The following is a 13,079-nucleotide window of genomic DNA, read 5'->3' on the forward strand; positions in this document are numbered from 1 at the left end:
TCACCGGCTCCGGGGCGCTATACTCCCGCCCCTCCACGGTTTGGGGGGGCGCCCCCCCCCCCCCCCCCCCCCACCACCGCCTTGTCCGCATACGTTCGTCCCGCTGCGAGCCGCCGGGTCAACGGCGGCTCCCCATACGGGAGATCGGGGGTGTGCTCGTGCGCATCGGACTGCTGACGGAGGGTGGCTATCCGTATGTGAGCGGTGACGCCAGACTCTGGTGCGACCGGCTCGTACGCGGACTCGGTGGCCATGAGTTCGACATATACGCGCTCAGCCGCAGCGAGCGGCAGGAGGACGAGGGCTGGATCGAGCTGCCGCCGCAGGTCAGCCGGGTCCGGACCGCTCCGCTCTGGACGGCCGAGGACGACGGGGTGGCATACGGCCGCCGCGCGCGCCGCCGGTTCGCCGAGTGCTTCGGCGAGTTGGCGGCAGCGCTGTGTACCGGGCCCGACACGGGGAACGCGCCGGACGGACCGGACGCGTCCACCACTGAGGCGGACCGTTTCGGCAACGCGCTGTACGGCCTCGCCGAACTCGCCCGCGACGAGGGCGGGCTGGTCGGCGCGCTCCGCTCGGAAGCCGCCGTGAGCGCCCTGGAGCGCGCCTGCCGTGCGCCGGGCGCGCTGGGAGCGGCGCGCGAGGCGCGCGTCCCGGAGCTGCTCACCGTCGCCGCACAACTGGAACGCGCCCTGCGCCCCCTCTCGCTCGACTGGTACGAGGACGACGGCCTCGGCTCGGTCGACCTGTGCCACGCGGCGGCCGGTGGCCCGGCGGCGCTCCCCGGACTGCTCGCCCGCCACTTCTCCGGCGTCCCCCTGCTGGTCACCGAGTACGGGGTCCCGCTGCGGGCGCACTACCTCGCCTCGGGCGCCGACGACAGCGCCCCGGCCGTACGTGCCCTGCTCGCGGCCTTCCACGGCGGGCTCGCCTCGGAGGTCTACCGGCGGGCCACGCTCGTCACCCACGGCAACACGCACACCCGCCGCTGGCAGGAGAGATGCGGGGCCGACCGGGAGAAGCTGCGGACCGTGTACCCCGGCATGGACGCGTCCCACTTCGCGGAGGTGGGCGAGTCGCCGGGGACCGCGGATCCCGACACGCTGATCTGGGTCGGCCGGATCGAGCCCGCCAAGGACCTGGTGTCCCTGCTGCACGCCTTCGCGGAGATCCGCAAGGAGCAGCCGAAGACCCGGCTGCGCGTCATCGGCGCGGCCACGGGAGCCGAGAGCGAGGCGTACCTCGGCCACTGCCGGGCGCTGGCCGCGCAGCTCTTCCCCGACGAGGCCGAGGGCATCCACGCCGTCGGCGACAACCCGGTGTCGTTCGAGGAGATCGGCGGCCCGGACGCACCGACGCTCGCGGAGGCCTACGCGGCGGGCGGGATCGTCGTCCTGTCCAGCGTGGTCGAGGGCTTCCCGATCAGCCTCGTCGAGGCCATGTTCTGCGGCCGGGCGACCGTGTCGACCGACGTGGGCGCGGTGGTCGAGATCGTCGGCGGTACGGGGCTCGTGGTGCCGCCGCGCAACCCGAAGGCGCTCGCGGAGGCGTGCGTGGCGCTGCTGCAGGACCCGGAGCGCCGTGAGCGCCTTGGCGCCGCCGCACGCGCCCGTGCCCTCGAACTGTTCACCGTCGAGCAGAACATCGCGGCATTTCACGGCATTTACCTGGAGGTCGTCTCGCGCAGCCCCGTCGACAAGGTGGTCCTCGACGGCACCGGGGAACCGCTCCCGTTCGCCGTCCCCGCGGAGGCCCACGTCGCCGGCCGCTGGACGCGGGGCGGCATAGGCGTGGTGGCCCGGGGCGGGCCCAGCTGGGCGACAGGACGCGCATCCGCACCGGTACAGGCGACCCCCGTACCGGCCGGGGAGGGCGCGCGATGAGCGAGCTGGGATCACTGGACCGCCCCGGGACACCGGACAGCCCCGGCGCCTGGGACGAGAACGCGGAGGACTGGCTCATGGGAGCCGTGGAGACGGAGGAGACGGAAAGGACGGAGGAGGCAGAGGGGACGGCAAGGGCGGCCGGGGCAGCGGAGACGACGGCGTCGGCGGCAGCGTCAGCGGAGGTACGCGACACGCCGACGCGGGCCCGGTCGGCCGCTCCCACCACCACCCGTACCGCGCGCCGGGGCACCGCGGACCCCGTGAAGGCCCTCATGCACCGGCACCGCGAGCTGTGCGAGCGAGCGGTGGACCCGCTGGAGATCGCCGCGGGACTGGAGGCCTACGGCGTCACCGACCGGACGGCCGCCCGCTTCCGCCACCGGGACGTCTTCTCCCTGGCCGAGGAGATGTACGCCCGCGTCTCCCGGGACACCGAAACGGCACCGCGCCCCGCCCCGCCGACCGCGTCCGGCGTACGGGCCGACTGGGTCCTGCTCTCGCTGCTGCCGGGCGCCCTGTGCGCGGCGACGGTGACGGGCCTGAACCTCACCCAGGGGCGCGTCCGGCTCGCCGTGGCGACCCTGGGCGCCCTGGCCGTCACGCTGGCCGTACGCGCCGCCCTCGGCCGGGGACCACTGAGCCCCAGGTCCCACCCGGCGCCCCCCGGCAGCTACGCGAGCCACACCCCGACCACCACGCGCGCGTGGACCTACTGGCTCCTCGCGTACGCCCTCCTCGGCGACGGCCTGCTCACCCTCGGGCTGACGGGCGGCCTCGACAGCATCACCACCGCCGCCCGCGACCTGTCCACCGCCCCCGTGCTGGCCCTCACCCTGGCCTGCGCGCCGGCGGCCTGGTGCGCCCACCTGTTCACGGGCCGGGCCCGGCGCAAACTGACCGCCAGCCGAGGCCTCGCGGACTTCACCGCGGCCGTGAAACCCCTCCTCCTGGGCACCTTCGCCCTGTTCCTGTGCACCCTGACGGCCCTCGTGGCCGCCTGCGGCACGGTCCTGCACGAACCGGCCGCCTACACCACGACCGTCACCCTGGGCGCCCTCCTCCTCCTGGCCCGCCTTCTCACGGCCCACGGCTTCACCCACGCCCCGGCGGTACTCCTTGGCGCGGCAGCGGCCACGGAGGCAGCCGCCCTGGCCACCGCCTTCGCGTCCCGCCTCCCCGGCTGCGCCTTCTTGGCCGTCCCCGTGGACACGGTCGTGGCCGCCTGGGGTCCGGCGGCCGTCTCGGCGGTGGCCTGCGGAGGGGCCGCCCTGCTCCTCCTGCTGCACGCGACCCGCACGCTGACCAGGGCGTCGGCGCACGCGACGCCGGGTGAGCCCGGATGACGCCCCGCTCCACGACCACGGCAGGTGACCGATCCCGCAGCACCGCACGACCCCCCATCACGAACGCACCCGCAACCCCAGAAGGAGCACACCGATGATCACCTCCCGACCCGGAGCCGGAGATTCCGCCGAGGGAGTCGTCCGATGAGGGTTCTGCTGATCGGAGCCAACGGCTATCTCGGCCGCTTCGTCGCCGACCGACTGCTCGCCGACCCGGCCGTGCAGCTCACCGCCCTCGGCCGAGGCGACGACGCCGACGTCCGTTTCGACCTCGCGTCCGGCAGCCCCGGAGCACTCACCCGCTTCCTGGACGCCGTCCACCCCGGAGTCGTCGTCAACTGCGCGGGCGCCACCCGCGGCGGTGCCCGCGAACTCACCCGCCACAACACCGTCGCCGTCGCCACCGTCTGCGAGGCCCTGCGGCGCAGCGGCTGCGGTGCCCGGCTGGTCCAGCTCGGCTGCGGCGCCGAGTACGGCCCCAGCCAGCCCGGTTCCTCCACGGCCGAGGACGCGGTGCCCCGCCCCGGCGGCCCGTACGGCGTCAGCAAGCTCGCCGCCACCGAACTGGTGCTCGGCTCCGGCCTCGACGCCGTCGTCCTGCGGGTCTTCTCACCCGCCGGGCCCGGCACCCCCGCCGGCTCCCCGCTCGGCCGTCTCGCCGAGGCGATGCGCCGGGCGATGCAGTCGGGCGACGGCGAGCTGAAGCTCGGCGGCCTCGGCGCGCAGCGCGACTTCATCGACGTACGGGACGTGGCCCGTGCCGTCCACGCCGCCTCTCTCTCGGCCGCGCAGGGCGTCATCAACATCGGTTCAGGGCGCGCCGTGCGGCTGCGCGACGCCGCCTCTGTCCTCGCCCGCGTCGCCGGATACGGCGGCGCGCTGCACGAACTCGACGGCCCGCCCGGCCCCTTGCGGGCGACCATCGGCCACCCCCGCCCCGACCCGGACCACGCGGGCCCGGTCGCGTACCCGTACCCGGACGGCTGCGGCAGCTGGCAGCAGGCCGATGTCCGCACCGCCCGCGACCGGCTCGGCTGGCGCCCCCGGATCAATCTGGAGGAGTCCCTCGCCGACATCTGGATGGAGGCGGCGTGCCGCATCTGACCAGCGCCCGGGCGGGCACCGCGAGCACCGGTGTCCGTACCGGCTTCGGCGTCCCGGGCTTCGCGCACCCCCTGCTCGCCCCGGCCGAGTGGGGCGGGCTCACCCGCCCGGGCACGCCCCTGCACTGGGTCGTCCTCAATGTCGCCGACGGCCCGGGCAGCCGCCCCGACCCGCACTGTCTGGAGGCCGCGGGCCGGCTGCGCAACGCGGGCGTCCGCGTCCTCGGCCACCTCGACACGGCCCACGGGGCCCGCACGCACGGGGAACTCGCCGCCGAGGCGCGGCGCTACCGCGACTGGTACAAGGCCGACGGCTTCCTCCTGGACCGCTGCCCGACCGACCGCACCGCCCTCCCAGCGCTCGCCCGCACGACCGACATGCTCCGCGCGGCGGACGACGGCACGCACCTCGTCCTTGGCCACGGCACCCACCCGCACCCGGACTACCTGGACCACGGCGACCAACTCGTCACCTTCTCGGGCCACTGGAGCGACTACCGCTGGTCGCAGGTGGCCGAGTGGACCGCGGAGCATCCGCCCGAGCGGTTCTGCCACTTCGTGCACGGACTGCCGCACGGTCATCTCGAAGAGGCGCTGCGCGTCGCCCGCTGGCAGGGCGCCGCCACGATCTACTTCACCGACCGCACGGACCGCGGTGGCCGCACCGACCCGTGGGAGACCATGCCCGGCTACTGGGACGACATCGTCTCGCGCCTCGGAACGGGTGTCTCGGAATGAAGAAGGGCGTGGCAGTGTTACGGGGAGAACAACTGTAGTGATTGACCGACCAACGGAGTCCCCGTGTCGCTGCCACCCCTGGTCGAGCCCGCTGGCGAGCTCACCGTAGACGAGGTCCGCAGGTACTCCCGCCACCTGATCATCCCGGATGTCGGGATGGACGGGCAGAAGCGGCTGAAGAACGCCAAGGTGCTCTGTGTGGGCGCCGGCGGCCTGGGCTCGCCGGCGCTGATGTACCTGGCCGCGGCGGGCGTGGGCACGCTCGGCATCGTGGAGTTCGACGAGGTCGACGAGTCGAACCTGCAGCGCCAGATCATCCACAGCCAGGCGGACATCGGCCGCTCCAAGGCCCAGTCCGCCCGTGACTCGGTGCTGGGCATCAACCCGTACGTCAACGTCGTCCTTCACGAGGAGCGGCTCGAAGCCGAGAACGTGAAGGAGATCTTCAGCCAGTACGACCTGATCGTCGACGGCACGGACAACTTCGCGACCCGCTACCTGGTCAACGACGCGGCCGTACTGCTGAACAAGCCGTACGTCTGGGGCTCGATCTACCGCTTCGACGGCCAGGCCTCCGTCTTCTGGTCCGAGCACGGCCCCTGCTACCGCTGCCTCTACCCCGAGCCCCCGCCGCCGGGCATGGTCCCCTCCTGCGCCGAGGGCGGCGTCCTGGGCGTGCTGTGCGCGTCCATCGGCTCCATCCAGGTCAACGAGGCCATCAAGCTCCTCGCGGGCATCGGCGAGCCCCTCGTCGGCCGCCTGATGATCTACGACGCCCTGGAGATGCAGTACCGCCAGGTCAAGGTCCGCAAGGACCCCGACTGCGCGGTCTGCGGCGAGAACCCGACCGTCACCGAACTCATCGACTACGAGGCCTTCTGCGGCGTGGTGTCCGAGGAGGCCCAGGAGGCGGCGGCCGGCTCGACGATCACTCCCAAGCAGCTCAAGGAGTGGATCGACGACGGCGAGAACATCGAGATCATCGACGTCCGCGAGATCAACGAGTACGAGATCGTCTCGATCCCCGGCGCCAAGCTGATCCCGAAGAACGAGTTCCTCATGGGCACCGCCCTGGCATCCCTCCCGCAGGACAAGAAGATCGTCCTGCACTGCAAGACGGGTGTCCGCAGCGCGGAGGTCCTCGCGGTCCTGAAGTCCGCCGGTTTCGCGGACGCGGTCCACGTCGGTGGCGGAGTGATCGGCTGGGTCAACCAGATCGAGCCGCACAAGCCGGTCTACTGACCAGCACATCACCCTCCTGTACGTCCTGTTCGGCCGGCGGGGGTCTCGCGCACCACAGGTGCCCGGGGCCCCCGCCGCCGTCATGAACAGACCTTGCCGTCCTTCGGTGCCGTCCCGTCCAGCAGATACGTGTTCACCGCGGAGTCGACACAGTCGCTCCCATTGCCGTACGCCCCGTGCCCCTCGCCCTTCCAGGTCAGCATCACGCCGACGCCCTTGCCCAGCTCGTCCGCCATCTTGCGCGCGCCCTCGTACGGCGTCGCCGGGTCCCCGGTGTTGCCGACCACCAGGACGGGCGCCGCGCCGGGCGCGCTGACCTCCGGGGTGTCGTACCGACCGGTCACCGGCCAGTCGTGACACCAGCCGGCCGTGTCCCAGCCCATGAAGTCCCCGAACACGGGCGAGATCTTCCGGAACTCGGGCAGTCGCGCCTTGGCCTGCGCGGCGGTCGGCCGCTGCTTGTCGTCCGAGCACGATATGACCCGTTGGGCATGGGTCGTCGTGCCGTAGTGGCCCGAGGCGTCACGGTCGTTGTAGGCGTCGGCGAGCGCCAGCAGGTCCGTTCCGTCGCCCTGTTCGGCCGCTTCGAGGGCGCTGGTCAGCGCCGGCCAGCTCTGCTCGCTGTACAGCGGGACGATGACGCCGGTGACGGCCAGGCCCTGGGTCAGCTTCCGCCCGGAGGAGGTGGACAGCGGCTCGGCGTCGATCCCCTGGAGCAGGGCCGTGATCTTCCGCGACCCTTCCTCCGGGTCCTGGCCGGTCGACTTCAGGTAGTTGTCGAGGGCGCGCTGGAAGCCCCTGGCCTGGTTCTTCGCGTGTCCCACCATGTCGGCGGCCGGGTCGACCACGGCGTCGAGGATGAGGCGCCCCACGTTCTTCGGGAACAAGTGGGCGTACACACCGCCGAGTTCGGTGCCGTACGAGATGCCGAAGTAGTGCGTCTTCGTGTCGCCGAGGACCTGGCGCATCAGGTCCATGTCGCGGGCGGAGTCGGTCGTCGAGACATGCGCGATGAGGCTTCCGGCGGCCTTCTCGCAGCCCTTGCCGAAGTCGGCGGCGTCCTTGAAGTACGCCGTCTCCTCGGCCGCGTCGTCCGGCGTCGGGTCCACCGACTCGGCGGCCTGGATCTCCTTGTCGCTGCGGCAGCGCACGCCCTCGCTGGCGCCGACCCCGCGCGGGTCCCAGCTCACCAGGTCGTAGCGCTCGCGGAGCGCGGAGACCGTGCCTGCGTACGAGGGCATCACGGAGAGGCCCGACTGGCCCGGTCCACCGAAGTTGAACAGCAGGGACCCGATCCGGTCGCCCCCGGTGGACTTGGCGCGGATGAGCGCCAGGTCGATGGTCTCGCCTTCCGGTTTCGCGTAGTCCAGCGGTGCCTTGAGCGTCGCGCACTGCCAGTCGCTGCCCGGAGTGGGGGAGTCCGCCGTGCCCTTGCAGCGGCCCCAGTCGAGCTTCTGCGAGGTCAGCGAGGCGGGCAGTCCGGGCGAGGCCCGGGACGAGGACGTGGCCGACGAGGACGGGGTGGCGGCGCCCTTGTCGTCACCGCCGCCCGACGAGCCGCCGCTGCAGCCGGCGACCAGCAGCGCGGCGGCGGTCGCGGCCGTCCACCGTACGAAACGAGACATCTGTACTCCCCCCTGCGTGCCGCCCGCTCGGATCTGCGGGTGGCGGTCCGGCCATAGTAGGCGGATCACGCCGAGGCCGTATCAGCCTGTGGATAACCTTCTGACCTGCACTTTTCTAGGAGCAGACGGTTCCTGCCGCCGGTACCTTCCCGTTCAGCAGATAGCCGTGCACCGCCGTGAGCACACAACGGTTCCCGCTGCGGTACGCGCCGTGCCCCTGCCCCTTGTACGTCAGCTCGACGCCCACGCCCTCACCCAGTGCCCCCACCATTTTCCGCGCCCCTTCGTACGGCGTGGCCGGGTCGCCGGTGTTGCCGACGACGAGGATCGGCGCCGAACCGGTCGCGCCGACGTCGGGGTGGTCGGCGGCGCCCGGCACGGCCCAGTCGGTGCAGCTGACCATGGACCAGGCCATGAAGTCGCCGAACAGGGGAGAGGCGGCGCGGAACTCGGGCAGCCTCGCCTCGACATCCGCGACGGTGTAACGCGGCTTCCCGTCGGAGCAGTTGATGGCGATGTTCGCCGCCGCGATGTTGCTGTACTCGCCGTTGCGGTTACGTCCGTTCATCGAGTCGGACAGCAGCATGAGGGTCGTGCCGTCACCTTCGTACGCCTGTTCAAGGCCGTCGGTGAGGTAGGGCCAGAACTCCTCGGAGTACAGGGCCTGTGCGATGCCGTTGGCCGCCGCGCTCTGGGTCAGCTCGCGGGGAAAGAGCCCCGGGATCGGCTTGGCGTCCAGATCCTTGAGGAGCTTGGCGATCCGGTCCTCGACGTCCTGGGCGGTGTCGCCTAGCGGGCAGTCCTCGGTCTTCGACGTGCAGTCCTCGGCGAAGTTGTCGAGTGCGAGCTGGAAGCCCTTGGCCTGCCCGAGCGAGCCCTGTTCGGGGGTCTGGGTCGGGTCGACCACCGCGTCGAAGACGGCCCGGCCCACCTTCTTGGGGAACAGGTGTGCGTAGACGCCGCCGAGTTCGGTGCCGTACGAGATGCCGAAGTAGTACAGCCTGTCGTCGCCGAGGACCTGGCGCATCAGTTCCATGTCGCGGGCCGCGTCGGTGGTGCGCACATGCGGGAGCACCTTCTTGGAGTGCTTCTCGCAGGCCGCGTTGAACCTCCGGGTGTTGTCGAGCAGTTCGGAGCGTTCGGCCGCGCTGTCGGGCGTCGCGTCCTGCTGGAAGTAGACGTCGAGCTGTTCGTTGTCCTCGCAGCGCACACCGGCGCTGCGGCCCACCCCGCGCGGGTCGAAGCTCACCAGGTCGTAGCGGGTGCGCAGGGTCGCGTACTCGTTGCCGAACGCGGGGAGCGTGCTCACTCCCGAGCCTCCGGGCCCGCCGAAGTTGAAGATCAGGGACCCGATGCGCTTGTTCGCGGCGCCGCTCGCCCGCGCGCGGATCAGCGCCAGCTCGATCGTGTCGCCCTTCGGCTCGGCCCAGTCCAGCGGCGCCTTCATGGTCGCGCACTGCCAGGTGTCGCCGCCCGGCAGCGGGGACGGGGCATCGCCGCCGCCCTCCGACTCGGACGGCGCGGGGCAGTCCTCCCAACTCGGCTTCTGGGCCGACAGATCCTCGTCCGCGGAGCCGGAGTCGTCGCTGCACCCCGCCATCAGGGACGACAGCAGAAGGGCGGCGACCGTCAGGGCAGCGGCACGCGGCCGGGAGGGGTTGGGCATGCCCCCATCCTGCGGTCGTACCCGGCGGGGCGCTCGGGGCGCGAGCCGTACGAGGTACCGCGCGCGGGGACGTACTCCCTAGAGGGAGCCCTTGCGTGTCAGGTGGTTGAAGAACAGCCAGCCCGGCAGCACCGGGATCCACAGGGTCAGCAGCCGGTAGAGCAGCACCGCGGGGGCGGCGACCTCCTTGGGGAGGCCGACGGCGATCAGACCGACCGTCAGGGTCGCCTCGACCGCGCCCACACCGCCGGGGGTCGGCGCCGCGGACCCCAGCGCGTTGCCGGCGAGGAAGACGACGGCGACGCTGGCGAGGCTGAGCGAGGTCGACTCGTCGCCGAACGCGCGGATCGACGCGTCCAGGCACATCACGAAGCACGCGGTCAGCAGCAGCATGCCGCCGATGCCGGTGACCAGCTTCTGGGGCCGCTGGAGCACGTCCAGCATGCGCGGGACGACACCGGCGAAAAGCGACCGCACGCGCGTGACGACGAATTTCCGCAGGAACGGCACCGAGGTCACCACAAGGACGAGCACCGCGACGGTCAGCAGACCCGCGATGACCGTCCGGGACGGCGACAGCGACGGCGTCTTCTCGGTGCCGGTCAGATAACCGAACGACAGCAGCATCAGGATGTGGCAGCCGAGCCCGAACAGCTGCGACGCGCCGACACTGGCCACTGCGAGCCCAGGACGCACCCCCGCGCGCTGCAGGAAGCGCGTGTTCAGGGCCACGCCGCCCACCGCCGCGGGCGCCACGATCTTCACGAAGGACCCGGCGACCTGCGCGGCCACCGTGCGCATGAACGGCACCCGCTCGGGCACGAAGCCGAGCAGACTCATCGCGGCGGCGAAGTAACTCAGCGCCGAGAACAGCACGGCAGCGATGACCCAGCCCCACTCGGCGTTGTCGAACAGGGTGGCGAACTCGATGTGGGTGAGCTGGGAGAGCAGGAAGTACGCGCCGAACGCACCGGCGATGAAGCTGATCAGCGTGCGCGGTCTCACCCGCTCCAGACGGGCCGGTTCGACCGGCGCCTGGGGTCTGATCAGCAGCACCTGGTGGCGGATCTGGGTGAGCAGATCCTCCTCGCGGGCGTCCTCCAGAGCCTCGTCGATGGCCCGCTTCTCGGCCCGCTGCTCCGCCCGTACGGCCTTCTTGCCGGGCTTCTCCAGCACGACGACGGGCCCGGTGTCGGCGTGGGCCGCCTCCAGACGGGCCTGCTTGGCCTGCTGGGACGCCTCCAGGACCGCCTCACGCTGTCGCTGGGCCCGCTCGCGGGCGAGTTTGCGCAGTGTCGCGCGCGTGGAGCGGGACAGCGCGATCGGCTGGAGCATCGGGAGGCAGTTCGCCACCGCGTCCGGGCCCAGCACGCCGACCGCCGACGCCACCGCGCGTTCCGCGCCCACGCGCAGGCCCAGTGTCGACACCAGCTGGGCGATGTCCATGCGCAGCAGCAGGTCCCCGGCCGCGATCTCGCCGACCCGGAGGTCCGTCAGGATCACCTTGCCGGAACGATCCACCAGAATCGCCTCGCCGACGAGTCTGCGGTGTGCGATGCGCCGTGACTGCAGGGCCCTCACCTGGTGCCAGGTGTTGCGCAGCAGGTCGTCGGTGATCTCCTCGTCGTCCAGCGAGTCGAGCGTGCGGCCTCCGGTGTGCTCGTAGACGAGCATCACGGCGTCCGGGCCCAGCTCCGAGGTCGCGATCAGCTTGGGCGCGTTGGCACCGGCGGCGATGGCCGCGTACGCGAGGAGCGCCTCCTGCTCCAGGGCCTGGCGCAGTGACTGCAGGCTGCTGCGGGTGGCCAGGCCGCGCAGCGTGATGTTGCGCCACATGCGGTAGAAGAAGCCCTGCGCCTGCTGCTCGCGGTCGACCACGGTGACGTCCAGCGGTGGACCGTCCTCCAGGGTGACGAAGTAGCGCCGGCCCCGGTCACCGCTGTCCGTCGCCTCCGGCACCTCCTCACGGGCCGCGCTCACCGGGCGGAAGCCGACGTGCCGCAGGCCCGCCATCAGGTTGCGGCCGGTGGGGCGCACGTTCGGCGAGCCGACCGCGTACAGCGTCCCGTACGCCACCGACCAGCCGATCAGCACCGTCAGGATGATCGAGAAAGGTGTGGTGTAGCCGGTGACCAGCATCGAGAAGGCGTCGAGCAGCAGCACCACCCACAGCACGGCACGCCAGCGCGGACGCCGGGACATGCCGACGGCCGTCATGTAGGCGATGACCGGCGCGAGATAGCCGTGCACCGGGTCGGTGAGGGCTTGGATGTCGCTGGGGGAGGGCTGGGTGAGCGCCTCCTGGATGGAGTCCGGGGCGGCCTTGGCGACCCACAGGTCGGTGGCGAGGGTCACTCCGTGCGCGAGGACCGCCGCCAGGACGCCGTCGGCGATCCGCAGTCCGTCCCGCTTGATCAGCCGCTCGATCGCGAAGGCGACCGGCACCAGGAGGATCGCGATGCTCGACGCCAGACCCGCGATCTTGATCAGCAGGTCGGGTGCCTGGCCGGTGCCCTTGTTGATGTCCTGTTCGAGCCCTGAGGTGGTGCCGTGCGCGAACGCGGCGATGGCGAGCAGGATGACGACCGCGATGACGCCCGCCAGGAGCCGCATGAGATCGGAGGGGCGGTGCACGCGCGCGGGGAGCAGCGGTTCGTCGCCCTCGACCTCTTCGACGTGGGCGTCGTCGTCGGCGCAGTCGGCGGGCGGGCCGGCCGGATCCCGCTCGGCCTCGGGGCCGGTGCCGTCGGCACCGGGGCGCGACGAGACCTCAGAGGTGCCCTCCGCGTCTTCGGGGTGCACGCCCTGCTGCTTCATGGTCTCTTCTTGGTCTCGTATCACCGGTCACCGCCCGCACGATGGTGGCATGCCCCACTGACACGCAGGGGCATCAGGGTGTGGTGCGGGGGCGCACAGTCTGCCGCAAGCGCCGCCCCGGGGCGAGGAATACCCACGGTCGCCGCCTCGTCACGTTGTCGGTGGGGTGGGGCAGGATGGGTCGGATGAGTGACGAGAGCCTTCCGGCGGACGCCCTGCCGGACTACGCCGAGCGGGCCCTGGAGGCCGCGGAACTGATCCCGCCCGGGCGTGTCATGACGTACGGCGACGTGGCCGAGTGGCTGGAGGAGGGCGGACCGCGCCAGGTCGGGCGGGTGATGGCCCTCTATGGAGGGGCCGTTCCCTGGTGGCGGGTCGTCCGCGCGGACGGCGTCCTGCTGCCGGGCCACGAGCTGGAGGCCCTCGCCCACTACCGCGCGGAGGGCACGCCCCTGAAGGAGGCGAGCAGGGCCGCCGAGGGGCACCTGCCGCGCGTCGACATGAGACGCGCGCGGTGGGACGGCGGCGAGCGGGCGGAGGGTCACACCTGACAGCTTCCGCCATCGGGCGGGCGACAGGGGAACCTGTGGCCCGTACGGGGTAAACCGGGCACGTCCGTGCCATGGCGTACGTTCGTGGGGCGAGGGGGCGAAGTGGCG

The 13,079-nt window shown here is 72.1% G+C and carries 9 protein-coding genes; 6 read left to right on the forward strand and 3 right to left on the reverse strand.

The window, feature by feature from the left end:
* The first annotated feature begins 158 nt into the window (after positions 1 to 158).
* The 5 genes from CW359_RS03880 to moeZ all read left to right on the forward strand — a co-directional run bounded on the left by CW359_RS03880 (position 159) and on the right by moeZ (position 6,312).
* Positions 159 to 1,883 (forward strand): DUF3492 domain-containing protein, encoded by a 1,725-nt coding sequence (locus tag CW359_RS03880; RefSeq protein WP_105968346.1) that lies wholly within the window; start codon positions 159 to 161, stop codon positions 1,881 to 1,883.
* Positions 1,880 to 3,229: a hypothetical protein gene (locus CW359_RS03885; RefSeq protein WP_105968309.1), complete on the forward strand. Its 1,350-nt coding sequence runs from the start codon at positions 1,880 to 1,882 to the stop codon at positions 3,227 to 3,229. Before CW359_RS03880 ends, CW359_RS03885 begins: the two co-directional genes overlap by 4 nt.
* A gap of 144 nt (positions 3,230 to 3,373) precedes the next feature.
* Complete coding sequence (locus tag CW359_RS03890) at positions 3,374 to 4,333, forward strand: NAD-dependent epimerase/dehydratase family protein (RefSeq protein WP_105968310.1); 960 nt, start codon at positions 3,374 to 3,376, stop codon at positions 4,331 to 4,333.
* Positions 4,321 to 5,070 (forward strand): spherulation-specific family 4 protein, encoded by a 750-nt coding sequence (locus CW359_RS03895; RefSeq protein ID WP_105968311.1) that lies wholly within the window; start codon positions 4,321 to 4,323, stop codon positions 5,068 to 5,070. The genes CW359_RS03890 and CW359_RS03895 overlap by 13 nt, the downstream gene beginning before the upstream one ends.
* A gap of 63 nt (positions 5,071 to 5,133) precedes the next feature.
* A complete protein-coding gene (moeZ, locus tag CW359_RS03900) occupies positions 5,134 to 6,312 on the forward strand; it encodes an adenylyltransferase/sulfurtransferase MoeZ (protein ID WP_105968312.1) in 1,179 nt (392 codons plus the stop codon).
* 80 nt (positions 6,313 to 6,392) lie between these two features.
* On the opposite strand, the gene CW359_RS03905 is transcribed toward moeZ, so the two are convergent.
* The 3 genes from CW359_RS03905 to CW359_RS03915 form a co-directional block, all read right to left on the reverse strand.
* Positions 6,393 to 7,937, reverse strand: a complete 1,545-nt coding sequence (locus CW359_RS03905) for an alpha/beta hydrolase (RefSeq protein WP_105968313.1) — start codon at positions 7,935 to 7,937, stop codon at positions 6,393 to 6,395.
* 115 nt (positions 7,938 to 8,052) lie between these two features.
* Positions 8,053 to 9,603, reverse strand: coding sequence for an alpha/beta hydrolase (locus CW359_RS03910; protein WP_105968314.1), 1,551 nt, complete (start codon positions 9,601 to 9,603; stop codon positions 8,053 to 8,055).
* Positions 9,604 to 9,681: 78 nt separating this feature from the next.
* Positions 9,682 to 12,420, reverse strand: coding sequence for a lysylphosphatidylglycerol synthase transmembrane domain-containing protein (locus tag CW359_RS03915; RefSeq protein WP_105968315.1), 2,739 nt, complete (start codon positions 12,418 to 12,420; stop codon positions 9,682 to 9,684).
* Positions 12,421 to 12,605: 185 nt separating this feature from the next.
* Between CW359_RS03915 and CW359_RS03920 the strand changes: the two genes are divergently transcribed.
* Positions 12,606 to 12,971 (forward strand): MGMT family protein, encoded by a 366-nt coding sequence (locus CW359_RS03920; RefSeq protein ID WP_198655077.1) that lies wholly within the window; start codon positions 12,606 to 12,608, stop codon positions 12,969 to 12,971.
* Positions 12,972 to 13,079 lie beyond the last annotated feature (108 nt).

Origin of the sequence: Streptomyces geranii (assembly GCF_002954775.1) — a bacterium.
In the GTDB taxonomy this organism is placed as follows: domain Bacteria; phylum Actinomycetota; class Actinomycetes; order Streptomycetales; family Streptomycetaceae; genus Streptomyces; species Streptomyces geranii.